At 67.8% G+C, this 25,747-nt stretch carries 12 protein-coding genes and 3 pseudogenes; 7 read left to right on the top strand and 8 right to left on the bottom strand.

Features of this window, described 5'->3' with window-relative positions:
- Positions 1-267: 267 nt before the first annotated feature.
- The 5 genes from A37U_RS0128890 (at position 268) to A37U_RS50275 (ending at position 5,298) form a co-directional block, all read left to right on the top strand.
- Complete coding sequence (locus A37U_RS0128890; protein WP_026197714.1) at positions 268-1,593, top strand: ISL3-like element ISPfr2 family transposase; 1,326 nt, start codon at positions 268-270, stop codon at positions 1,591-1,593.
- Positions 1,594-2,730: 1,137 nt separating this feature from the next.
- Positions 2,731-3,003 carry a hypothetical protein gene (locus A37U_RS0128895; RefSeq protein WP_020500163.1) on the top strand — a complete coding sequence of 91 codons (273 nt, stop codon included), beginning with the start codon at positions 2,731-2,733 and terminating at the stop codon, positions 3,001-3,003.
- 20 nt (positions 3,004-3,023) lie between these two features.
- Complete coding sequence (locus tag A37U_RS0128900) at positions 3,024-4,247, top strand: protein-L-isoaspartate O-methyltransferase family protein (protein WP_157183089.1); 1,224 nt, start codon at positions 3,024-3,026, stop codon at positions 4,245-4,247.
- Positions 4,248-4,258: 11 nt separating this feature from the next.
- A complete protein-coding gene (locus A37U_RS0128905; RefSeq protein ID WP_026197716.1) occupies positions 4,259-4,546 on the top strand; it encodes a hypothetical protein in 288 nt (95 codons plus the stop codon).
- 53 nt (positions 4,547-4,599) lie between these two features.
- Positions 4,600-5,298: a DUF3558 domain-containing protein gene (locus A37U_RS50275; RefSeq protein ID WP_083933955.1), complete on the top strand. Its 699-nt coding sequence runs from the start codon at positions 4,600-4,602 to the stop codon at positions 5,296-5,298.
- 148 nt (positions 5,299-5,446) lie between these two features.
- On the opposite strand, the gene A37U_RS50280 is transcribed toward A37U_RS50275, so the two are convergent.
- From A37U_RS50280 to A37U_RS0128935, 6 genes and pseudogenes are all read right to left on the bottom strand, one after another.
- Positions 5,447-6,838: an ISNCY family transposase gene (locus A37U_RS50280; protein WP_476707425.1), complete on the bottom strand. Its 1,392-nt coding sequence runs from the start codon at positions 6,836-6,838 to the stop codon at positions 5,447-5,449.
- A 112-nt stretch (positions 6,839-6,950) separates the two neighbouring features.
- Positions 6,951-7,619 (bottom strand): annotated as a pseudogene (locus tag A37U_RS51025) (IS3 family transposase); the annotation flags it as partial.
- 160 nt (positions 7,620-7,779) lie between these two features.
- Positions 7,780-7,930 (bottom strand): annotated as a pseudogene (locus A37U_RS55100) (transposase); the annotation flags it as partial.
- 352 nt (positions 7,931-8,282) lie between these two features.
- Positions 8,283-8,708: an aspartate 1-decarboxylase gene (gene panD, locus A37U_RS0128925; RefSeq protein WP_020500167.1), complete on the bottom strand. Its 426-nt coding sequence runs from the start codon at positions 8,706-8,708 to the stop codon at positions 8,283-8,285.
- 33 nt (positions 8,709-8,741) lie between these two features.
- A complete protein-coding gene (locus A37U_RS0128930; RefSeq protein WP_020500168.1) occupies positions 8,742-9,563 on the bottom strand; it encodes a class II aldolase/adducin family protein in 822 nt (273 codons plus the stop codon).
- A 170-nt stretch (positions 9,564-9,733) separates the two neighbouring features.
- Complete coding sequence (locus A37U_RS0128935) at positions 9,734-11,140, bottom strand: ArnT family glycosyltransferase (RefSeq protein ID WP_157183091.1); 1,407 nt, start codon at positions 11,138-11,140, stop codon at positions 9,734-9,736.
- 334 nt (positions 11,141-11,474) lie between these two features.
- On the opposite strand from A37U_RS0128935, the gene A37U_RS0128940 reads away from it, so the two are divergent.
- Complete coding sequence (locus A37U_RS0128940) at positions 11,475-12,677, top strand: sensor histidine kinase (protein WP_020500170.1); 1,203 nt, start codon at positions 11,475-11,477, stop codon at positions 12,675-12,677.
- Positions 12,674-13,327: a response regulator gene (locus A37U_RS0128945; protein ID WP_020500171.1), complete on the top strand. Its 654-nt coding sequence runs from the start codon at positions 12,674-12,676 to the stop codon at positions 13,325-13,327. The genes A37U_RS0128940 and A37U_RS0128945 overlap by 4 nt, the downstream gene beginning before the upstream one ends.
- 12 nt (positions 13,328-13,339) lie before the next feature.
- Here A37U_RS0128945 and A37U_RS45840 read toward each other — a convergent pair whose 3' ends face one another.
- Entirely contained in the window at positions 13,340-16,396 is a 3,057-nt protein-coding gene (locus tag A37U_RS45840) for a non-ribosomal peptide synthetase (protein ID WP_020500172.1), read from the bottom strand.
- Positions 16,397-16,464: 68 nt separating this feature from the next.
- Positions 16,465-25,725: pseudogene (locus tag A37U_RS53155) on the bottom strand (type I polyketide synthase); the annotation flags it as partial.
- Positions 25,726-25,747: the final 22 nt, after the last annotated feature.

Consider the following 25,747-nt stretch of genomic DNA (forward strand, 5'->3'; position numbering starts at 1 on the left):
GGGCCATAAACGGCCGCCACTGGGGATCATTCACTGGCCGCGGTCACGCGACCACCAGAACCGAACCGCCCCTGCCCTGCGTTTGCGCAGGTCAGGGGCGGTTCGCCGGAGCCGCCTGTCGGAATCGAACCGACGACCTAATCACGTCGGCTTTGCGGGCTCTTCCCAGATGAGGGTGTAGGTCGGCCGGGCGCGTCGGTCCGCAGATAGACGTCGAGGTCTCCCGACGATGGAGGTTCCTACGCCATCCATCCGAAAGACCTCGACGTGTCCGACGCTACCCCGCCGGCCGGCTTCGGCCGCCCTGACCTGACCGCCTTCGCTCGACTCGACGGCCTCGGTCTGAGCGTGACCGGGCAACGACTTGAACCGGATCGTGCGGTCCTCGCGTGCCGCGTGGTGGAACCAGATCAGTCTTGCCGACGGTGCGGCAGCGAAGGCGCTGCTCGTGACACCGTGATCCGGCGGTTGGCCCACGAGCCGCTGGGCTGGCGACCGACCGTGCTGGAAGTTGTAGTGCGCCGCTACCGCTGTGCCGACTGCGGACACGTGTGGCGCCAAGACACCAGCGCCGCGGCGGAGCCACGCGCGAAGCTCTCGCGCACCGGGTTGCGGTGGGCGCTGGAAGGGATCGTGGTCGCACACCTCACCGTCGCCCGTGTCGCCGAGGGACTCGGGGTCGCGTGGGACACCGCCAACAACGCGGTCCTGGCCGAAGGCAATCGGCTGCTGATCAACGACCCCACGCGGTTCGAGGGCGTGAAGGTCATTGGCGTCGATGAGCACGTCTGGCGCCACACCAGGCGTGGCGACAAGTACGTCACCGTGATCATCGACCTCACCCCGGTCCGCGATGGCGCCGGCCCAGCAAGGCTGCTGGACATGGTCGAGGGCCGGTCGAAGGCGGCGTTCAAGACCTGGCTCGCCGACCGCGACGACGCCTTCCGTGACGCGGTCGAGGTGGTCGCGATGGACGGCTTCACCGGGTTCAAGACCGCCGCTGCGGAGGAGATCCCGGACGCGGTCACGGTGATGGATCCCTTCCACGTCGTGCGCCTGGCCGGTGACGCCCTCGACAGGTGCCGGCGCCGGGTCCAACTCGCGATCCACGGGCACCGTGGGTTCAGGGACGACCCGCTCTACAAGTCGCGGCGCACGCTGCACACCGGCGCGGACCTGCTCACCGACAAGCAGAGCGACAGGCTACGCGCGCTGTTCGTTGATGACGCTCACGTCGAGGTCGAGGCGACCTGGGGTGTCTACCAGCGCATGATCGCCGCCTATCGCCACGAGGACCGGCAACGTGGCCGCGAGCTCATGGAGAAGCTGATCACCGACCTCAGCGCCGGCGTCCCCAAGGTGCTCACCGAGCTCACCACCCTGGGCCGGACCCTGAAGAAGCGAGCCGCCGACGTGCTCGCCTACTTCGAACGACCCGGCACCAGCAACGGGCCGACCGAGGCGCTCAACGGACGGCTCGAACACCTGCGCGGCTCCGCACTCGGGTTCCGCAACCTGACCAACTACATCGCCCGAAGCCTGCTCGAGACCGGCGGCTTCAGACCCCAACTCCTACACCCCCGATTGGGATGAGCCTGTTTGGCTGCCTCGGCCTGGGACATCTCGGTGCCGTCAGGCCTGGTGCACAGCTGCCGGTAGCGCCGCAGCTGATAGCCGATCACACGGCGAGCGACCGCGGGCATCATCGTGAGTTCCACGCCGTACACCCTTCCATTCCAGGCCTTGCCCCAATTTATCGAGGTGGCAACGACTTCACCCATTTGGGGCATGGATACAGGGTTTCCCGCATACCCCATCAGCTGTATAGTATACAGACATGCAGAGCATACAGCTTCGAGGTAATACATCTTAGATTGTATACCTGTCGACGAGCGTGAGGCGCTGAACCCGGCCCCTCCGCATCGTCGACGCTGAACAGGCGGCATCTCCGGGGCCTACTCGAACCTCGCACAGCGTGGACTCCACAAGGTGCAGCGAGGGGCATGGAGGCGCTAGCCCGGCAATGAACATCGAGGCGATACCCAATGGCGGGAACGACACGCAAAGACGGTGACACCCGTGCTGGACGACGAGGCGGACACCGAACCACTCGGTGCGGCCGCATGCCTGCCTGGCGTGTTCCGTCCACTGTTACACCGCATCGACCCAACGTGGTCGGACCTGGCGATCCGCGGGCGCCGATTCCGCATCGCCAGATGCGGCGCGATCCTCGACGACCTTGGCGCCCAATTGCCACGGCCACCGTGGGCTCATTGCTCCCTCTGCTGGCCGGAACCGCCACGGCACGCGCACAAGGCGGACTTGAAGTACGGACGGAACAGAGCTTGGTGACCAGGAGGAATCCGATGCTGATCACCTGATACCCCGGCCGGTGCGGGCGATGACCTTCCCCGTTCGTACCGGCCGGATTCCACCCGCGACGACCGCGAACGCTACCCCGAGCCCGGGAAAGATCTGACCCCATCCTGATTTCCCGGGAGCGACCGGATCGTCGCCAACTGGCGGAACCCGCCCCACCTCCCGCATAGGGACGGGTTCCGCCCCGCGGCTCCAACGCCGAAGACGTGCACCCGACCACGTCGGCGATGCCGCGGACGAGGCCCACCCGCAGGACCCAGCGCACCAGGCCTGCGCGGGTGGGCCTCGCAACCCGAGCATCCGATCCCGCACGAACTCCGCCGAGACACAGCATTCCCGAAGGAACCCACCATGTCCGCCCTGCTGGAAGCCCGACCAGGCCTACCCACCACTGAAGCAGTCCCCCAGGAATCCCTCGAGCGATCCGCGCGCCGCACCAGCCCGGCAAGGCTGCGCCGGATCCTGGCCGGGCTCGAAAACGAACTCACAGAGCTCAACCAGGACCTGGAGATGGCCTGCGCCATGTGCCACGCACGGAGCTGGATCATCGAGATCGTCACCGACCAACAGCGAGTCCGACACGACATCCGCACCATCCGTCGAGAACTCGGCGAAACCGAGTGACTCTTATGGTCACATCATCGGTGCCGAACGACGCGGTCACCCCACATGGTCGTCGCCCCGCCGAAAAACTCGCGCCACAGCATGAATTCGTTTCTGCCTCCGCCGGTCGTAGGGGTCTCCGCGCGCGCTCGCCTACGTGGACGCCAGGCGTCAAGAACACGATGCCGGCTCCGGTCTGCCAGGAACCTCGCAGCGTCCTGCACGGCAGGGAACGGGGCGACGCGCCCCGATGGCGGACAGCGCGTTTTCGCCGAATGGCAACGTTTTCGCGCAATGACAAGGATTCCGTGCCGCAGCGTGGCGGTCACGGACTGGGGGGTGCTCGGCCCGCCCGCAGGGGCCACAGGGAAACACGCGGGCGGTCCGAGCACCCACAACCCTCGGGGTGGTGCATGACGACCTGGAAAGACCACGCACGGAACCTCGCCGTCCGGCTCCACCGTGAGGACATCCTGCACGACCATGGCTGGTTCAATGCGATCAGCAACGTGCCCCGACACCTGTTCGTGCCCAAAGAGCTCCGCCCGGACGACGACCTGGAATGGAGACCCCACGACACGATCAACGATCTCGCCGGAGCCTACTCGACGACCACGCTGGTCATCAAGGTGAACGAGGCCGGTCTGCCCATCGTGACCGCCACCAAGCCCGACCTCATCGCGCGCATGCTGGAATCGCTACAGATCGACGCCGACGACCGCGTTCTGGAGATCGGCACCGGCAGCGGATACCAGACCGCGCTGCTGACCTACCGGTTCGGACCGCATCGCATCCAATCGATCGACATCGACGACTCACTAGCCGCTTTAGCGAAACTACGGCTGATGAGCATCGGGCTGAATCCGACCGTACGAATCGGCAACGGCATCCACGGGCTCGCCGAACAAGCACCGTACGACAAGATCATCGCGACCGGGTCGACACCGCGGATCCCGAGAACCTGGGCCAACCAACTCACCGAAGGCGGCCGACTCCTTGCCTGCCTCCATCCGGATCCATCGGGAAACCTGGTACTACTGGAAAAGCGCGGCGATACCCTGATCGGCCGATTCACCCACTACGTCAGCCGGTTTATGCCCCTGCGCGCATCCGTCGCGGACCAACCAGAGGCAGAGCCCGACCCACCGCACAGTCTGGCGTCCGGCGGTGTCGAGCGTTCGAGCGCAGTGCCGGAACAGCCAGGCGAACCCTGGCGGATCTGTCCCATCCCTGGTTCTGGACCACCCTTGCAATCCCAGGGCTGAATACGGGGATCGTGCCCAACATCCACAACGACCTTGACGCGAGAATCACCGCACCGGACGGCTCATGGGCGCACATCGCACTCACCCCCGACAGCCACGGCCGCAGGACCGTCATCGAGGCAGGACCGACCCCTATCTGGTCCACGTTCGAGGAGAATCATGCTCGCTGGACCGAACTCATCCGGCCCGGGTGGGAGCGCCTGGGCATGACCATCGAGCTCGAGGTGCAACGGGTGTGGCTCGACGATCCGGATCTGCCGCCGCTGTCCTGGAACCTGCCCTGTGACGCGCCCTGCTAGGCCCGGTTGTCGTTCTCAACATCATCGATCCCGCAGTCCTTACCACCGGCGCGATGGCAGCAGACACCTCGGCGCCACTGAACCGTGGCACCCGTCCCAGTGACCAGCACGAGCCGCTGATGCAGAAAGAAAATCTCATGTCCCCCACGCTTCGCAAGTACGGTCCGGTACTCACCACGGCGACAGCTCTGGTACTCACAGGTTGCGCCACAGTTCACGAAACCGAGAAACCGCCCGGGAAGCTACCCGACCACGGTGCACCCAAAGTTCTTCATCCCATCAGTACGTCATACTTCAAAGCACACCCGTGCAACAGCCTGACCACAGACCAAATTGAAACGCTCGGACTCGAAGAACACGGCAAACCTGACGACGTTTCTGGCGGGCCGACATGCACCTGGAATGGCCCCCATGACGCGGCGGTACATTTATTCTTCATCCCCAAATCTGGCGGCCTTAGCGACCTCTACGCGGACAAGCGAAAGTACCACAGGTTCGAGCCACAACCGCCGATAAATGGCTATCCGTCTGTGATCAGCAACCTCGATACCGGACAAGAGAAGCAAGGATCTTGTTCCTATTCAGTTGGAATGAACGACCGGGATGTGGTCAATATTCTGGTTTTAGTGGCCCCTGGTAGCGATCCGTGCGAAGATGCTAAAAGCGTGGCTCGTGGCGTTACCAAAACTATGACCGAGAAAGCCATCCCACGCCCTGCTCAGGGACAATCCGATCCCATTCCAGACCCGTGATCTCGTGGAGTTCCCTCAGCCTGGCAGGGCTAGCACTAGCTACTTCGCCCTGAAAAACGGTTTGTCGTGAGTGTGGCGTCGACAGCGACGGGCGCCGATCATCTGATGTCGGGTCCGATCTTGATCGGAGGTGCTCGGGTCGGCGGTTTCATTCGCTCAGCGCCCCGAGCTTGACCAGGTTGTGGGCAAGGATGCCGTGTCCGCACCAGATTCGGGCGCCGTCAATCCCGATCAGTTCGGTGCGGTTCCAGCCGTGGCTGCGTTTGATGTGGTTGATGCGGCCCTCGCAGCCGGTGCGCCACTTGACCTTCTCGCGGAACGCTCGGCGATGTTCGAGCTCGCGGCGCGCTGCGCCGGGTTTGCTCTTGCGCGGGATCGCGACCTGCCGGACACCGATGTCGTGCAAGTCGTTCTCGACCTTGGTCTCGCCGTAACCGCGGTCCGCGGTCACCGCGCGGGGAACCTTGCCGATGCGGCGGGTGATCCGTTCGATCGCGGGGGCGAGTTGCGGCGCGTCGGCCGGATTGCCGACCTCGACGTTGTGGTCGAGGATCACGCCGTCGTCGTTGTCCACGATCTGAGCCTTGTAGCCGAACTCGACCGGGATGCCGAGCCGGCCCTTGCGGATCGGCCGGGCGTCCGGGTCGTGGAGGCTGACCAGCCGCATGGCTGATTCGGGCATCACGCCGCCGACGCGGCTGCGGGCCTGACCCACGACCCGGCCGGTGCGCTCGACGATGGTGACCAGATCATCCAGTGCCCGGCGCAGCTGACCTTTGCGCTGCCCACTCGCGCGCCGAACTGCCCGCTTGCCGTTGCGCAGCACATCGGCGGCTTCGCGCATCGCGGTCTGCGCCAGGTCGGCCAGCTCGCTGGTGATCCGCCGGACCGTGGCCTGCGCCTCGTCCCGGGCCTGCGCGCCACGCAGTTTCAGCTTCCCGGCGATCGTCCGAGCCCGGCGTCCGGCCGCGCGGCGCCGGTCCTGCGTGCGGGTGCGGGTCGCGCCACCGGCTGCCTTGATCCGCTTCACTGTGCGCGAGATCTGCCCGACCGCCTTGGCCAATAGGCCGGAGTCGGTCGGGTAGGCGACATCGGCACCCACCACGGTGGTGTCCGCGCGGACCCGATTGGTGCGCAGCAGCTTCGCGTTCGCGGCCTTGACCAGCAGCGCCTCGTTCAATGCCGCCACCGTGCCATCTCCGCACTTGGTGGTGATCTTCATCAACGTGGTCGGATGCGGCACCCGAGTGCCCAGCAGGATGCGCGCGAAACGCTGCCAGGAGATCGAATCGGTGACCTCCCGGCACAACGTGTCGTAGCCGAGCCGGTAGCGGAACTTCAAGAACATCAGCCGCAGATAGGTCTCCATCGGGATCGACGGGCGACCGAACCGCAGATCGAAATGCGGCACGAACGGTGCGAAGAACGCCGGATCATCCAGCAACGCGTCCACCCGGCTCAGCTCGCCTGACATCACCAGCGCCTCAACCGGCAAGATTGCATCCCACAGTGTCGGCTGATCGTTTACAGTACAGAGCACGATGGCCTCGATCCCTTCTAGCCCAAGGGTTCGAAGCCATCCTCTCAATCAATCACAGCCAACGGCGGGACCGCCACGCGCTGACATTTTCAGGGCGAAGTAACTAGACCTCCTCGTACTTGATCGAACGCCACAGCCGTTCGATCATGACGTTGTCCATCCACGGGCCGCGCCCGTCCATGCTGATCTTGACTCCGGCCGTGGCGAGCACCGAGGTGAACGCGTGCGCGGTGAACGTTGCGCCCTGGTCGGTGTTGAAGATCTCCGGCGGCCCGTAGACCTGCAGGGCCTCGGTGAGCGCCTCGACGCAGAAAGTTGTGTCGATGGTGTTCGACACTCGCCAGGCCAGCACCTTGCGCGAACACCAGTCCATGATCGCGACCAGATAAAGGAAACCGGCCGCCATCGGCAGGAACGTCACATCGGCGCACCAGACCTGGTTCGGCCGGTCGATCGTCACGTTCCCCAGCAGATACGGGTAGAGCGTGTGCCCCGGCGCCCGGATGCTGGTCTTGCGCTTCGGATACAACGCGGCCAGACCCATGGGACGCACCAGCCGCTGCACATGCTTGCGGTTGACCATGGTGCCCTCATCGGCGAGATGGTCGACGATCCGTCGGGATCCGAGCAACGGTAGCTCGAGGTGGATCTCGTCGATGCGCCGCATCAGATCGACGCCCCGCTGCGAGGTCGGTTCCGGCTGGTAGTAGACCGTCGAGCGGGCCACCGAAAGCAGCGCGCACTGGGCAGTGACCGGCAGCTCGTGATTCCGGCCGATCATGGCCCGCCTCACCTCTCCCGGAAGCGATCGAGCCCGCGTTCTCAAAAATCGCGCTCCATCATCAGCTCGCCGAGTTTCGCGTACAGCTCCTTGAGCTTCGCCTCCGAATCATCGCTGCGCTGTCCGGCGCCGGTAGCGAACGTGTCGGCGGCCGAGTCGAGCAGCTGCCGCTTCCACGAGGTGATCTGGTTCGGGTGCACATCGAACCGGGCCGCCAACTACGCGAGAGTCTCCTCCTCCTTGACCGCAGCCAGGGCCACCTTCGCCTTGAACTCCGGCGAATGATTTCTGCGCCTACGACGTGGTGCCATCTGGGGACACTCCTTCGGCCTCACCGGCCATTATCGAAGCAACCCACCACTTATCACTCCGTGCAGTTTCCGGGGTCCACCTCAGGCTGCTGTCCGTCGTCTCGTTGAGACTGCCGGCAGCCCGGTTCACTGGTACTTGGTCACCAATAGGCAAGCCGCTGACCATCCGCTGAAGCCACAGCAGGAGAGCCTCGTCGGCGGCCGGCTGCTCCACGATTTGAGCGCACGCATGATACCCGAAGCCACGGCGACTCTTGCCGTACACGTGGCGGCCACGGGCACCGCAGAGCAAGCAGGCCGCTGAGTCCGTTTTCTGCTTGGCGTTCGTTGCTGGTCTCGGCGGCATTTCCGCTCAGCGCAGCGGTTTCGGGAGAGCGTCCCCACGGGTCAGGCCGACTTCCTCCGGTACCTCCGCAGGGTCCGCGCCCGTCCGGACGATGCGGTTGTCCTCATCGACGAAGACCACCCGTGGCCGTGCCGAAGCGAGTTCCTCCTCGGCGATCAGCCCGTACGCGATGACGATCACGAGGTCGCCGGGACTGATGAGCCGTGCCGCCGCGCCATTGATTCCGATGGTGCCGGTGCCGGCGGAACCTTCGATGACGTAGGTGGACAGTCGTGCGCCGTTGTTGATGTCCACGACGTCGACCTGTTCATTGGGGGCCAGGTTCGCTGCCTCCATCAGATCGCTGCTCACAGTGAGCGAGCCGACATAGTGCAGATCCGCCTGGGTGACGGTGGCGCGGTGAATCTTCGACCTCATCAGGGTCCGGTACATGAGCGAACCTCTCGATTCTCGCCGGGTTCGAGTTCAGTCGAACAGATCCCGCTCGCTGCGGGCTATCTGTTCGAACAGCGGGATGAACTGGATCCAGCCCGCGTATTCGTGCCCCGACTGTTCATGGGTCAGTTTCGCGTTCTCGTGGCTGACCGGACTGGTCGGTCCCGCGGCCTTGGCGATGAGCTGGGCCTGCGCACAACGTTCCATGGTGATGAACCACCATGCCGCGGACTCCACGGAGGTTCCGACCGTCAGCAGGCCGTGATTGCGCATCACGGCCGCCTTGGCGGAACCAAGTGTGTCGGCGAGCCGTTTTCCTTCCTCGACCTCGTTGACCAGACCGGTGTAGTCCTCGAATATCGCGTGGTCGTTGTAGAAGACGCACGCGTCCTGGCTGAGTGGCTCCAGGTGCTGATCGGTGCCCGAGAACGCCTTGCCGTAGATGGAATGCGAATGCGCCGCCCCGACGACATCCGGGCGCGCCTTGTGTACTGCGGAGTGGATCACGAAGGCCGCCCGGTTGACGAGATACTCGCCCTGGACAACGTTGCCCTCCTCGTCGACCAGCAGCAGATCACTGACCTTGATGAGTCGGAACGGAACGGCGAACGGGTTGACCCAGAAGTGATCCGTGAACTCCGGATCGCGTGCGGTGATATGGCCGGCGACCCCTTCGTCGAAGCCAAACTTCCCGAACAGGCGAAGCGCCGCGGCGAGACGCTCCTTGCGGTGGCGGCGTTCCTCGGCCGGATCGGTGAACTCGGGAGGCGTGGTCGACCGGTATTTCCCGATCAGCGCAGACTCCGGAAGCGGAGTGAGGTCCTCGCGTTTCAATGGTTCCCGAATCGTCACGACAGATCCTTTCTCGGCCCGCTGAACAGTGCACCGGCCGTGCCCACGCTCGGCAGGAAACAGAGAAGAGTGCACCAATCGCCGGAAACGTAACCGCATCGGGCGCGCGCACGCAATTGTGCACGTGCACACGTCCGCTGTTCAACCGCGGAACCGCACTAGCTGAACATTCACAGCCTGCGTATGGCGGGCCAGATCGCCGACCACGGTCGCGTTCTTCCGGCACACAACCACATTTTCTGCCCGCGGATCGCGACCGGCCGGATTTCGGCGAAGAATGGACGCAGTTGTCCGGGATCCTGCGCGACCCACAGGACCGAGGTGATGGTCTTCCCGGGAATCGGGAAATACCCGTAGCCACGGTGCGGGCTGTACGCCCCCGGCATCCCGGTCGCTGTGCGGTAGACATCGTTGAACGCAGCGACGTAGAACGATTGAGTGAGAACCGCCGTGTGGTCGCGCCGTGGTTCCGGAATCCGGTGATAGCCGGCGTCGATCTGGCGCGCAAGCACGGCGGTCGATCGCACACCGAACTGGGCATCCAAGGTGGCGCTGGCGCTGAGCCAGACACCGGCGAGGGCGGCGCCCGCGAGCGAGAGCGGCACCGCAAGGCAGGTGATGATCACTGAGTACTTGGTGCCCTTCGACTCGCGGACGCGCTGGAACCCGACCGCGCCCGCCGCCATCAGCACCGGGTACAAGCCGGTCAGGTAGTACGGGCGGCCCGAAGTGACCACGAAGAACACGAAAAGCAGGAGGAAACTCACGGCGAACAACCGGTACGGGCGCAGTTCGGTGGCGCACAGCAGCCGCCCCACACCAACGAGCAGCAACAACGTCCCGACGACCCCGGCGTAGCCCACCATGCCCAGCAGCGCCCCGAGGCGGCCACCGGAAAGCGCTTCGGAATCGGATTTCACCAACTCGCCCATCGCGAGCTGCGGCCAGCCGTGCATGGCCTGCCAGGTCAGGGTGGGAACGGCGAGAACGGCCGCGATCAGCGCGCCCGCCCAGAACTTTGGGCGGCGCAACAAGTTCCGTGGCCCGACCGCAAGTACACTGACCAAAAGCGCGGCACAAAAAAGGAAAAGCTGGAACTTCGTCTCCGCGGTCACTCCGATCACGACGCCGAGGAGAAGCAACAACCGATCGTCGGCGCGCCCTGCCCGGTGCAGGCGGATCCAGCGGACCAACAGCCAGCACAGCAGCGCCCACAGCGCGGGTTCCAGGTTGTACGGCGTCAGCCAATGCCCCACGAGTGTGATCCACATCCCGGTCGCGTAGGCGAAGGCTGTCCAGACCTGTGCACGCCGACCCCCGCCGAACTCCCTGGCCAGCAACGCGGACAGGAGCACACCCGCGACGGTGGCGCCAACGGCCGGAAGCCGGACGACAAACAACGACCCCTGGCCGAGCCACTGCATCGCGGCGGCGATCATGGGGACCACCGGCGGCTGGTCGACGTACCCCAAAGAGGGATGAAATTCGCCCGCGGCGATCATGTAGCCCTCGTCGACCCAGTAATCGCTGGTAGCGGCCAGTATGAGATGCACGATCGCCACGATCACCGTGATCATGGCGATCGGCTTCTTCGCAATCGCGGGCAGAACGGGGCTTCGGCTCTCGGATTCCCCGGCCACCGGCTCAGGATCCGGTGTGGCCCGACTCGATGAGGACCGGTCGGAGAGGACGTTGACGTTCCAGTTGGGCACAGAAACCGCCTCGGTTGTACTGGTGCGAATCGATACGCAAAGTATGCAGCAGTCGACGCCCCGGAATCATCGGCGCCAGGTTAGAATTCCATCGGGGCCGCAAACTCTAACCTCCGTTAGAGTTCTCCCTGTCCGGGTGAAGCACGATTACAACCCGAGATTGATGCCGAACAGGCTAAGCCGCCGGTATTCTGCGCCGATGAACGCCGACCGTACGACAGTGCCGAGGTTCGCAGCACTGGATGCGTTCCGGGTTCGGCAGGAGTCGGGGGTACGTCGCTGGCTGCGCCTGCTGGCGCCGCTGGTCATGGTCGTGGTCGTCTGGACGGCGTTCGACTCACACCCCGGGCCGGGACTGCACGGGTACCCCCTCGCCGTCTCGGTCATCCTTGGCGGCTTCCTTCTCAGCGGGATCGGCGCGCTGCTCACCCAGATGAAGTCGGCCGCCGTGCACATCGGCTTCATCGCAGTACTGATCGCCACCTCAGTGGCGCTGATGTGGTTGCAACCGAGCGGATCGGGCGTGGCGGGAGTTTTCGTCGGTCTGTCCCTGCTCGCACCGCGCCTGCGCGGGCACCGTTCGATTCCGCTCGCGGTACTCGCTCTGGTGTTCCTCGGCCCAGTCGTGGCGACCGCGCAGCACGGTTCGGTCGTCTCCGCCCTACTCAATGCCATCATGCTCAGCGCCTTCTACGGGATGATGTTCCTCGCCATGCGCCTCGGCGAAGCCAACCAGAAGGCCGAACAGCTCCTCGCCGAACTGGAACGCGGCCGCGCGGCGCAGGCGGAGGCGGCGGGAATGGCCGAACGCCAGCGCCTCGCCCGGGAAATGCACGACGTGCTCGCACACTCCCTTTCCGGGCTCATGCTCCAGCTCGAGGGCGCCAGGATGATGGCCGCCGAAAAACCGGGCGATCCACGCCTTCCCGAGGTGATCGAGCGGGCACACCATCTCGGCAAAGCTGGTCTCGAGGAGGCCCGTCGAGCGATCGGCACACTTCGCGACGACGAGCTCCCCGGTCCGGAACGTCTTTCCACACTGGCGGCACAGTTCGAGCAGGACCGGGGCATCCCGTGCATCCTGACCGTCTGCGGTGAGCAGCACGAGCTCGGCTCCGAGTCCCGTCTCGCGCTGTACCGCGTCGCCCAGGAAGCCCTCACCAATGTCGCCAAACACGCCCAGCCCGAACGGGTCGAGTTGCGCCTGGCCTATACGGAGCACACGGCCTGCCTTGTCGTGGAAGACTTCGCGGCCGCGGATGACCCGCGGCCGCACCCGACCGGCGAGAGCAATGGCTACGGACTGGCGGGCATGCGTGAGCGAGCTGAACTGCTCGGCGGTACGCTCTTGACCGAGGCCACCGACAACGGCTTCCGCGTTCAGCTGGATGTGCCGACATGACCCAATCGATTCGCGTTCTGATCGCCGACGACCAGCGAGTCGTCCGCGAAGGACTGACCATGGTGCTCGGGCTGCTGCACGATGTCGATGTCGTGGGAGCCGCCTCGGACGGCGATGAGGCCGTTGCCATGGCCGAGCAGCTCCACCCCCATATCGTCCTGATGGACCTGCGGATGCCGCGCTGCAGTGGCATCGAGGCGACCAGGATCCTGCGTGAGCGAACCCCGGATGCCGAGGTCGTCGTCCTCACCACTTATTCGGATGACCGGTCGGTACTCGACGCACTCCGCGCCGGTGCCCGCGGTTACCTGACCAAGGATGCCGGCGGAGCCGAGATCCGCGAAGCCTTCCAACAGGTCCTCGACAACCGGGCGGCGATCGACCCGGTCGTTCAGCACCATCTCATCGACAACATCACCACGGCCGCGCCGAGCCCTCCGTCGGCGCCCCCGCCGACCGAGGAACTCACCCCTCGGGAAGTCGAAGTGCTCGGCCTCATCGCCGCCGGGCTGTCCAACTCCGAGATCGCCGAAAAGCTCGTCATCAGTGAGGGAACGGTCAAGAGCCACGTCAACCGCCTGCTGGCCAAGATCAATCTCCGGGATCGCGCCCAAGCGGTCGCCTATGCCTACCAGCACGGCTTGGCCTGAGTTCTGGGGATCTCATCGACTGGCCTCGGCCGAGCTCACCTCCAGCTCCACGGCCGGGACCGACTCGCGCGCCTCGCGGGCCAGTCCACTGACCTTGACCAGGCTCGGTTCCCGGATGATCTCGCGTAGGGCGCTCATGAATCGTGCCTCGCCCGCGGCACCGACCACCTCCGCGGATACCGCGGCCAGCATAGCGAGCAGGAGCACCGAATCGCCGCCGAGCTGGTAGAAATCGGCGTTATCGCTGATCTGATCCGCGGGCAGCTCCAGGATCCGTGCCCAGATCTCCGCGATGGCGCAGGTGGACTCGTCCCGGGCAGACGAGTCCACTGTCTCCTGCTCGCGCCGGAACGGATCCGGCAGTCGGCGTGCGTCGACCTTTCCGTTGGGTGTCAACGGAATACTGTCCACCAGCACGGTCGCCGCGGGCACCATGTACTTCGGCAGCAGTTGCTCCACATGCTCGTTCAGTTCGGCGGAAGTCACCTCTGCTGCGCAGATCACGTAGGCGCACAGGCTCTTCTGCTCCCGGCCGGGACGCTGGCGGGGAAGCACCACCGCGCCGCTGACCGCCGGGTGCGATTCGAGGGCGTGCGCGATCTCGGCGGGCTCGATCCGATGGCCGAGTACCTTGACCTGATCGTCACCGCGCCCGATGAACTCCAGTTCGCCGTTGGGCAGCACGGTCGCGATATCCCCAGTGCGGTACACCGGGGTCCCGTCGGTCAGCTGTACGAACCGTTCCTGGTCGAGGTCCGGACGACCACGGTATCCGCGGGCCAGTTGTGGTCCGCCGAGATAGATCTCGCCCTGCTCACCTTCCGGGACGAACCGGCCGTACGAGTCGAGCAGATACACCGTGTTGGCGCCCGTCGGTGCACCGATCGGCACGGCGGGCCCGGTGTCGGTGTTCTCGTCGAAGGTGTGCGCGGTCATCACGACGGTGATCTCGGTCGGCCCATAGCAGTTGACGATCGCGCAGTCCGGGCCGAAGATCCGCTGCGCGCGCTCGGCGACCGAACGGCGCAGTTGCTCGCCGATGACCACGACCGAGCGGACCCCCTCGGGGGCCAGATCGAGCCGGGCGATCAGATCCAGATGCGACGGAGTGAGAAAGAGTGTGTCGGCGCCGGAGGTGGTCAACAGCTCGCGCAGGGTGGCGTGGTTGATCTCGTTGTGTCCCAGGACGATGGTGCCGCCGCCGAGCGGGCCGAGCAGGATGCTGTTGCCCGCCACGTCGAAGGAAAGCGACACGATGACCGGCAGGCGGCTGCACGCGCCGATACCGAACGCACGCACCGACCAGTGCGCGTAGCTGGCCAGGCCGCGGTGCACGACCTCGACCCCCTTGGGACGCCCGGTCGACCCGGACGTGTAGATCACATAGGCCAGGTCTTCCGGCCGGATGTCGGCCTCCACTGCCGGCGTTTCTTCCGAATAGTCCAGATCCTCGAGCACCACGGGGACACAGCCGTCCGCAAGACAGTCGCGTTCCCGGTGCGGGTGCTGCACCAGACAGAGCGGGGCATCGGCATCGGTCAGCAATTCGGCGATCCGGGCATCGGGATAGTTCGAGTCGAGCGGCAGATAAGCGGCGCCCGCACGCAGCACTCCCCAGATCGCGACCACCGCGGCGGCCGAGCGGTCGGCGAGCACCCCGACCACCGTATCCCGCCCGGCGCCGCGTTCCCGCAGTTCCGCGGCGAGCACCGCGGACCGATGCGCCAGCGCAGCGTAGCTGAGCGTGCCCTCGGGCGAATCCACGGCCACCGCATCCGGAGTTGCGGCCACCTGGTGAACGAACCGGTCCACGATATTCGTCTTGTCCGGCAGGGAAAGCGCAGCCTCGACACCACCGCACGGCTGCTGTCCGGGTGGGGAAAGCGCCTCCTCGATCCGGTCGAGCAGCGCCTCGATCCGCGCGGTGGTTTCCGGGGCGTCCCACCAGGACACGGTGATCTCGGTACGGCCCGGTACCTCGACGACGATGAGTTCCGGGGCACCGCCCGGGGAAGGACGCGCCAGTTCATAGGCGGTGTGCGCCGTGAACCCGGGCGCACGCAACTCGTCGAGGTCCACGCGTCCGGTGTGGGAGAGCACGGCATGCGAGGGGAATCCCTGTTCCCGTGCCGTCTTGTCGATGGTGTTGATGGCCTCGTTGAGCTGGGTGATCGGCAGGGTGCGCAGTTCATCGGGCGGCGCCTTGCGGGTCGCCTCACCGTCGGCGAGCGCACCGAGCAGACGTTCGTGCACCTGTTCCCAGGGTTCCCCGGCGGACACCTCGATGGGGAAGCCACTCGCCACGTTAGCGGTGGTCCGTGCATCCGGGCGCTGGTAGCGCAGATCGACGGGGACATAGAACCGGCCGGTGTCCAGTCCCCCGGCCACGACCGAAGCGGTGGCCAGCTTCGCCACGATTCCCGGATGGGTGCCCTGCACGCTGCGCCTCGCGGCCACCGTGCGCGTGCGGTCGGTCGGTCCGCAGTCGCCGAGTACCGGGGTCCTGGTGTAGCCGGGGATCACCAGTTCCTCGGAAGCGGGCAGCTCGGCGAAGATGTCCCATTCACTGACCGGATCGGGCGCACCGAGCGGTCCCTCGCCGCGCAGTGCCCGGAAGACATCCAGTGCCCACAACACGATTCCCCGCGCGTCCATCACCGCGTGATTGGCACGGAAGGCCACCGTGGTGACCGGTCCCTGGATCAGTACGACCGCACAGCTGGGCACCTCGGGACCGGCGAGCGTGCTCTGCAGTTCCGGCAGCAGCGGTATCTCGGCGGGGGCCAGCTCCCGCCCGTCGAGCACCTGTACCGGCGGGGCGATCCCCGAGTCGACCCAGGTCTGCCCATCGCGGACGAGCCGGGCGCCCGGGCAGGCTGCGGAGGCGACCTCGACCGCCGCGGTCAGCTGTGCTCGGCAAATCCATCCGGTGCCCTCGACCAGAATCTGGGTCGAGGTCGAGAGATCGTCCGGGTGTCCGAGAAACCACCATTCGATCGGCGAGACCGGTCGGTGGAACTGCGCCGACTCGACCATCGGTGTTCCGCTGTCCTGATTGTTTTCCGACACTGTCCGCTGCCTCTCCGCGCGTGCTGTCACTTGGTCTTGCCTTTCCGAATCACTCACCAGCCGCGGTGTCACGGATCGGAAATGCCGAGCTCGGTGTCGATGAACTCGAATATCTCGTCATCGGTCGCTTCCGCCAGATCCCGACCATCGGCCGCTACCCCTTCTCCGGAACGGAGATCCCGCAGCATCCCCTCCAGGCGGGCCAGGGCCTTGGCTTTCTCTCCCTGGTCCTCGGCGGCCGTCAGCAGGGACTCCAGTTCATCGATCACCGAAAAAGTGCGGGACGGTGCCTTCTCCTCCTCGCCGATCGCCCCGAGCAGGTGGCCGGCGAGCGCATCCGGAGTGGGATAGTCGAACGTCAGCGTCGGCCCGAGGCGCAGACCGGTCGCGGTGACCAGCCGGTTGCGCAGTTCGACTGCGGTCAGCGAATCGAACCCGAGCTCCCGGAACGACCGCGCCTGCTCCACTTCCTCCGGGCCGGCCATACCGAGCACGAGGGCCGATTCGGTGCGCACGATCCGGAGTACCGCCGGTTGCCGTTCCTCGGGAGGGAGGGCACCGACCCGGTCCGCCAGCTCCTGCGTGGGCGCCGCGGACCCTGCGCTGCGCCGGGCGGGCCTGCGGACGAGCCGGGACAACAACGGCGGTGGCGCGGCACCGGTGACATCGACCCGGGCCGGGACGAGCACCGGTTCGCCGACCCGCAGGGCGGCGTCGAACAGGGCGAGTCCTTCGCGGTCGCCGAGCGGGAGCAGGCCGTTCCGGGTGAGCCGCCTGCGGTCGGCCGCGCTCAGCGTGCCCGCCATGCCACCAGCCTGGCTCCAGGGCCCCCACGCGAGTGACGTAGCGGGCAGGCCGAGCTGGCGGCGGTGCGCCGCGAGCGCATCGAGGAACGCGTTCGCGGCGGCATAATTGCCCTGCCCCGGGGTACCCCAGATCCCGGCGACGGACGAGAACAGCACGAAGGAGTCGAGCTCGGCGTCCGCGGTCAGTTCGTGCAACAGCCATGCGCCGTCGACCTTCGGGCGCATCACCGATGCCATCCGGTCCCCGCTCAGCGAGCCGAGTGCGGCGTCATCCAGGATCCCCGCCGCGTGTACCACGGCTTTCAGGGGCACATCATCGGGAATCGCGTCGAGCACGGCGAGCAGACCGTCGCGGTCGGCCGAGTCACAGGCCGCCACCCGCACCCGGGCACCGGCTTCGGCCAGCGCGGCCACCGTGGCGGGCATGTCCTCGGCCGCCATCCCGCGCCGGGAGGTCAGCACCACGTTCCGGGCCCGCCTGCTGGTGATCACGTGGCGGGCGACCAGTCCGCCGAGCCCGCCGGAAGCTCCGGTCACCAGCACCGTACCTTCCGGATCGGCCGGGGCCGGGATGGTCAGCACGACCTTGCCGAGATTGCGGCCCTGGCTCAAGTGCCGGAACGCCGCACCGGCCTGCCGCACATCCCAGCAGCTGACCGGCGGCGGCCGCAGCCGACCGGATGCGAACAGCGGACGTAACGCGGCCAGGATCGGCCCGATGACCGGTGCCCCCTCGTCCAGCAGATCGAACGCGGCATACGAGACCCCGTGCCGCCGCTGGATTTCGGCCGGATCGCGCGGATCGGTCTTGCCCAGTTCCACGAACCGGCCACCGGGAGCGAGCAGCCGCACGGAAGCATCGACGAACTCACCGGTCAGGGCATTCAGCACGACATCGACACCGCGCCCCTCCGTGGCGGCGTGGAATGCCTCCGCGAAATCGAGCGTGCGGGACGAGGACAGCCGGTCCCCTGGGACGCCGTGCGCACGGATCACCGGCCACTTCACCGGGCTGGCCGTGCCGAACACTGTCGCGCCGAGGTGGTGGGCAAGCTGGACGGCGGCGAGACCGACCCCACCGGCGGCCGCGTGCACCAGTACGGATTCGCCCGCACCGAGACCGGCAAGGTCGACGAGGGCATGGTAAGCGGTCGCGTACGCCACCGGTGCCGCGGCCGCCTGTGCCCAGGACCACCCGGCCGGTTTCGGCGCGAGCAAACGCGCATCGGTCACGGCCACCGGGGAGAACGCGCTGGTGAAGACACCGACCACGGCGTCACCAACGGCGAACCCGTCGACCCCGGGCCCGAGTTCGAGCACGGTGCCCGCCGCCTCGAGCCCCAGGGGCCCTGGCGGTCCCGGGTACACGCCGAGAACGGTGAGGACATCGCGGAAGTTGACACCGGAGGCGCGCAGTCCCACCCGGACCTCGCCCGGTTCCAGCGGCCGGGCGTTGTCCGCTTCGCGCAGGGTCAGGGAATCCAGGGTGCCCTGTTCGACGTAACCGAGCGCCCAGCCGCCGCTGCCGGCAGCGCGCTCGGGAAGGGCAAGGCCCTCGGTCGGCCGGACCAGCCGGGGCACGCGTAGTTCGCCACCCCGCACTGCGAATTCCGGCTCCCCGAGTCCGGCTCCCGCAACCACAGCCGCGGCCGCGCCGTCGAGTTCGTCCAGGTCGGCGAGCACCAGCCTCCCTGGGTGTTCGGTGGCCGCCGTGCGCAACAGACCGACGACCGGTGCCTCCGCGATCCGCACGGGCACGCCCGGTTCGGCGTCCATGGCGTTCCGGGTGACCACGACCAGGCGTGCGTCCCCCAGCTCCACTTCGGCGAACCATGCCTGCACCAGTTCCAGAGCCGCGATCGCCCCGTCCACCGCGGAATCCGGCGCAGGGCGGCACGCCACGACGGTGTGCGGGAGCTCGGCGCCTGCTCGGACCGCAGCCACCAGCTCGGCGGGATCGGCGAACCGGGGCGCGTCGATGCCGAGCCAGGAGTCCGGGCCGAGCAGCGCCCAACCCGCGGTATCGGCGTCCCCGCCGACCGACTCGGCGGCCTGCCATTCCACGCGGAACAGCGCCTCCCTGGCGATGCTCGTGTCCCGGTCCACGGCCTCCGCGGTCAGCTCACGCAGCACGAGCGAACCCACCGAGGCGATCGGTGTACCGGCGGCATCGGCAAGCACGACCGAAACCCCGTCGCCCGCGGGGGCGATACGCACCTTGGCCGCGGCCGCATCCGCGGCGTGCACGACGACATCGTTCCAGGCGAACGGAACCCGAGTACCCGCACCGGGCCCGAGCGCGACGAGGCCGTGCAGGGCGGCGTCGAACAGGGCGGGGTGCACACCGAAGCCGTCGACCGGAGTGCCCTCGGGCAGGGCGACCTCGGCGAAGATCTCCTCGCCACGCCGCCAGGCGGACCGCACGCCCTGGAACAGCGGGCCATAGCTCAGGCCACGTTCGGCCAGAGCTGGATAGAAGTCGGACAAGTCCACCGCGACCGCACCCGCCGGGGGCCACTGGGCCAGACCGGCAGCATCGGCCGCCCCCTCCTCGGCCGGTGCGAGAACCCCGGTGGCGCAACGGGTCCAGGACCGGTCCGGGTCCTCATCATCGGGCTGGGAGTAGATGCTCACCGCGCGGTGGCCTTCGGCATCGGCGAGACCGACGGCGAGCTGTACCCGTAGCCCACCGCGTTCCGGGACCACCATGGGGTTCTCGATCACTAGCTCGGCGACCCGGCCGCATCCGGTCTCGTCACCGGCGCGGATCGCCATCTCCACCAGTGCCGTGCCGGGAACGATGGCCGCCCCGGCGACGACGTGGTCACCAAGCCACGGGTGGCTGTGGCGAGAGAGGCGGCCGGTGAGCACGAGTTCCCCACCATCGGCGAGCCCGATGGCGGCACCGAGCAGCGGATGTCCGGCGGCCACGAGACCGAGGCTACCGGCGTCCCCGGAAGCGGGATCACCGTGCAGCCAATAGCGATCGCGCTGGAAGGCATAGGTCGGCAGGTCCACGCACCGGGCGCCGGAACCGCGGTAGAAGCCCTCCCAGTCGAGCTCGCCACCGCGGACGTGCACACCGGCGACCGCCGCGGCCAGGGTGTCCGGTTCAGGGCGGTCGCGCCGGGAAAGCGGCAGCCATTCCTCGCCGTCCGCAGGCGTGCACATCGCGGTGAGCGCGGCGTCCGGGCCGATCTCGAGGAAGGTGCGCGTGCCCAGTTCACGCAACATCGCGACGGTGTCGGCGAACCGGACCGGTTCACGGACCTGGCGCACCCAGTAACCGGGTTCGGTGACCTCGGCACTCACCGGGCGCCCGGTGACCCCGGAAATCAGCGCCAGCCCGGGTTCGCGGTAGCGCAGCGAGGTCGCCACTTCGGCGAAGTCCGCCAGCATCGGCTCCATCAGTGGCGAGTGGAAGGCGTGGGACACCCGCAGCCGCCTGGTCCGGGCGCCGTCTTCGGCGAGCCGCTCCGTCGCCCCGGACACGGCCGCCTCCGTACCGGAGAGCACCACCGAGCCCGGGGCATTCACGGCGGCGAGCGCGGCCCCGGGGAACTCCGCGAGCACGGCGGTGGCCGCTTCCTCGGTGGCGGTCACCGCGACCATTGCACCGCCGCGCGGCAGGGCCTGCATCAGTCGTCCACGTGCGGCCACCAGTCGGCATGCGTCGGCCAGCGACCAGACACCGGCCGTGTACGCGGCGGCCAGCTCGCCGATGGAGTGCCCCGCGACCGCGTCCGGTCCGATCCCCCACGCCCGCAGCAATTCGACCAGGGCGACCTCGACGGCGAACAGACCCGCCTGCGCCCACATCGTTTCGTCGGCCAGCTCCGGCTCGGAGCCGTGCACCACCGAGGTGAGCGGCCGTTCCAGATGCCTGTCCAGCTCGGCACACACCGCGTCGAAGGCTTCGGCGAACACCGGATAGGCGGCGTGCAGTTCCCGCCCCATACCGAGGCGCTGGGCCCCCTGGCCGGTGAAGACGAAGGAGCACCGGCCCGCAGTGCCTGCCGTGCCGGTGATAAGGCCCAGCGGTTCGCCCCCCTCGGCCACGGCGGTGAGACCGTCGAGCAGGGTGTCCCGGTCCTGTCCGGTCAGGACCACCCGATGCTCGAGTGCGGCCCGGGTGGTCGCCAGTGACCGGCCGACGTCCCCTGGGTCCAGTCCGGGCGAATCGCCGAGGAACTCAGCCAGCCGTCGGGCCTGTGCGGGCACCGCATCGGCGGTGTGTGCGGACACCGGCCAGGCGAGCACCGGCAGCGTCTGCCCGGTGCGGGCCGGCGGTTCCTGTTCGGCGGGCGCCTGTTCGAGGATCAGGTGCGCGTTGGTGCCGCTGATACCGAAGGAGGAAACGCCCGCGCGGCGCGGCCTGCCCTGGTCCGGCCACGGGGTCGCTTCGGTGACGATCCGCAGCCTCCCGGCGGACCAGTCCACATCGGCGGTCGGGGTGTCGGCGTGCAGCGTCGCGGGGACGGTGCCGCGCCGCAGCGCGGAGACCATCTTGATCACCCCGGTCACACCAGCCGCCGCCTGTGGATGCCCGAGATTGGACTTCACGGTGCCGAGCAGTACCGGGTTTTCCGGAGTGCGATCGCTGCCATAGGTCGCCAGGAGCGCGTTCGCCTCGATCGGATCGCCGAGCGGAGTGCCCGTGCCGTGCGCCTCGACGACGTCCACCTCACCGGCGCTCAAGGCGGCGTCGGCGAGGGCCGCGCGGATCACCCGCTGCTGCGCGGGACCGCTCGGGGCGGTCAGCCCGTTGGAGGCCCCGTCCGAGTTGATCGCGCTGCCCCGGATCACGGCGAGCACCGGATGACCGTGACGCCGCGCCTCGGAAAGGCGTTCCAGCACCACCATCCCGGCCCCCTCGGCCATGCCCATGCCGTCGGCCTCGGCCGAGAACGCCTTACAGCGGCCGTCCGGAGCCAGCCCGCCTTGTTTGGTGAACCAGGCCAGCCATTCCGGTGTCGCATGGAGGGTGACACCTCCGGCGATGGCAAGCGAGCATTCCCCGGAACGCAGGGCCCTGCTCGCCAGGTGCAGCGCCACCAGTGAGGAGGAACAGGCGGTGTCCACGGTGACCGCCGGTCCCTCCAGGGCGAGGGTGTAGGAGACCCGGCCGGAGAGCACGCTGGTCGCGACGCCGGTCATCAGATGCCCACCGCGTTCCCCGGCCTCGAGCACACCCGCTTCCACGCCGCCGTAATCCGCGGAGAAGGCGCCCGCGTACACGCCGACGGCCGTGCCGCGCAGTGTTCGCGGATCTATCCCCGCACGTTCCATGGCCTCCCAGGACACCTCGAGCAGCACCCGCTGCTGTGGGTCCATGGCCACCGCCTCGCGCGGGGAGATACCGAAGAAACCCGCGTCGAATTCGGCGGCACCGGGCACGAACCCGCCACCGGAGGCTCCCAGCTGGTCCACATCCCAGCCGCGGTCGGCCGGGTACTCACCCACCAGATCCGCTCCGGTCGCGACCGCCTGCCACAGTTGCTCGGCATCGTCGATCCCGCCGGGCAGCTTGCACCCGATGCCGAGGATCGCGATCGGTTCCTCGGCTGCGGTAGCGGTGACCGGCTCGGTGCGCTGTTCCTCGGTACCGCCCAGTTCGGCGCGCAGATAGGCGGCGAGCGCGGTCGGTGTCGGCCGATCGAACGCGAGGCTGGCAGGCAGGGCGAGCGAGGTGGCCTCGGCGAGCCGGTTGCGCAGTTCGACGGTGGTCACCGAGTCGAAACCGAGTTCCTTGAACGTCCGGTCCACACGCACTGCATCGGGTCCGAGGTGGCCGAGAATCACCGCGGCGTGGGCACGCACCAGATCGAGCGGGTCGGCGAGCGCGGCCGCCCGGCGCCCGGCTGCGGGTTCCGTCCTTGCGACCGGCGCGGTAACCGGCGCCGAGTCCCCGCCACTGAGCCAGAAACGCTCCCGCTGGAACGCATAGGTGGGCAGTTCGACGCGCGCACCGCCGGCCGAAACCGCCCGCCAGTCCACCGCCGCGCCGCGCACTTGGGCTTCGGCAAAGGAGCGCAGCAACCGGTCCGCGCCGCCGTCCTCGCGGCGCAGTGTTCCGAGTACGGCTCCCGGCTGCTCGATTCCGTCCAAGGTGTTGAGCACGGCCGCGGTGAGCACCGGGTGCGGCGAGGTTTCGATGAAGATCCCGTGCCCGGATTCGCCCAGGACACGGATCGCCCGCTCGAATTCCACCGGTTCACGCAGGCTCGCGTACCAGTAGTCGGCGCCCATCTCCGGGCCGGTCAGGGTTTCCCCGGTCATCGCGGAAACCAGCGGGATGCCGGCCTCTCCCGGGGTGATCCCGGCCAGCGCGGTCCGGATCTCCCCGTGCAGCTCTTCGACATGCGCGGAGTGCGAGGCATAGTCCACCGGAATCATCCGGGTGCGCACCTCGGCGTGTGCCTCGGCCAGTTCCCGCAAGGCATCCGGTTCCCCGGAAACCACGGTGGCGCGCGGGCCGTTCACGGCTGCGATCGAGAGCCACGGGTGCCACGGACTGATCCATTCCCGAACGGTCTCGGCGGTTTGTTCCACCGCCAGCATGCCGCCACGGCCCGCAAGAGCCATCAACGCCTTGCTGCGCAGGGCGACCACGCGGGCGGCATCGTCCAGGGACAGAATCCCCGCCACCACGGCAGCGGCGATCTCCCCCTGGCTGTGCCCGACAACGGCATCCGGCGTCACCCCGACGGCCCGCCACACCTGCGCCAGCGACACCATCACCGCCCACAACGCAGGCTGCACGACGTCCGTGGCCTCGAATCCATGGGCACCGGCCAGTACCTCGTCGAGGGACCAGTCCACGTACGGGCCGAGCGCCGCGGCGCAGTCGGCCAGCCGGGCCGCGAACACCGGCGAGGACCGGGCCAGTTCCCGCCCCATGCCCAGCCACTGGCTGCCCTGTCCCGGGAACACGAACACCGTCCTGCCCGCGCCGCCCGGCGGTGCCGAACCGGTGACCAGCCCGGCCGCGGGCTGTCCGCTCGCCGCCGCGGCGAGCCCATCGGCCAGCTCCGCACGATCGGCACCCAGCACCACGGCGCGCCGTTCGAACACCGGCCTCGTCGCCACCAGTGACCACGCCACATCCACGGGGGCGAGGTCCGGGCGGCCGTGCACGAATTCCTGCAGTCTGCCCGCCTGGGCCGCCAGCGTTTCAGAGGTGTGGCCGGACACCGGCCAGGCGAACATCCCGGCCTCGAGCACCGGAACCGTGTCCTGGACCGGTGGTGCCTGTTCGGCCGGCGGTTCCTCGATGAGGACATGGGCATTGGTGCCGCCGATACCGAAACCGGATACGCCGGCCCGGCGCGGCCGCCCGGAAGCCCTCCACGGCAGCGGTTCGGTCAGTGTCCGTAATGCCTCGGCCGATTCGATGGCGGGAATGGGGTCGCCGTAGGACACCGATTCGGGGAGCAGCCCGTGCCGCAGCGCCAGCACGATCTTGAGCACTCCGGCCACACCTGCGGCGGCGAGCGTGTGCCCGATATTCGACTTCACCGAGCCGATGAGCAACGGCCGGTCCGCAGGGCGGTCTTTCCCGTAGGCGGCAAGCAGTGCCCCGGCTTCGGTGGCATCGCCGAGCGGAGTACCGGTGCCGTGCGCCTCCACCGCATCGACGTCCGCGGGCCGGATCCCGGCCTCGGCGAGCGCGGCCCGGATGACCGCCTGCTGGGCCTCGCCGTCCGGCGCGGTCAGTCCGCTGCTCGGGCCATCGGAGTTGATCGCGGAACCACGCAGCACGGCGAGAACCGGATGTCCCGATCGCCGCGCCCGGGACAGCGGTTCCACGGCGAGCATCCCGACGCCTTCGGACCACGCGGTACCGTCGGCCTCGGTGGAGAACGGCTTGCAGCGGCCGTCCGGGGCGAGCCCGCGCAGTCCGGTGAAGGCGACGAAGTTGCCCGGCAACGACAGCACCGAGACCCCGCCAGCCAGGGCGAGCGTGCATTCGCCCCGCCGTACCGCCGTGGCGGCCAGATGCAGGGCTACCAGCGAACTCGAGGCCGAGGTGTCCACCGTGAGCGCCGGGCCGCGCAGGCCGAGGGTGTAGGCCACCCGTCCGGAAAGGACACTGCCCGCGGTTCCGGTGAACAGGTGCCCAGCCACCTCCGCGGGTGCCTCGTGCAGCCGCGGGCCGTAGTCGCGGGATTCGGCGCCGAGGAAGACACCGGTGCTGCTTTCCCGGAGGCCGTTCGGATCGATGCCCGCCCGTTCGAGGGTTTCCCAAGCGGTCTCCAGCACCAGCCGCTGCTGCGGATCCATGGCGGCGGCCTCACGCGGGGAAATACCGAAGAACTCGGCATCGAAATCGGCGGCGCCGTCCAGGAATCCACCGCGGTCAACCATGGACTGCCCATCGCGCAGCGCGTCCAGATCCCAGCCGCGGTCGGCAGGGAATACCGAACTCACGTGACGGCCGTCCTCGAGTACCCGCCACAACTGCTCCGGGGAATCGATCCCACCCGGATAGCGACAGCCCATACCGACGATCGCCAGTGGTTCATCGACCATTTCCACTCCCATC

It is taken from the genome of Sciscionella marina DSM 45152 (assembly GCF_000379465.1).
Classification (GTDB): Bacteria; Actinomycetota; Actinomycetes; order Mycobacteriales; family Pseudonocardiaceae; genus Sciscionella; species Sciscionella marina.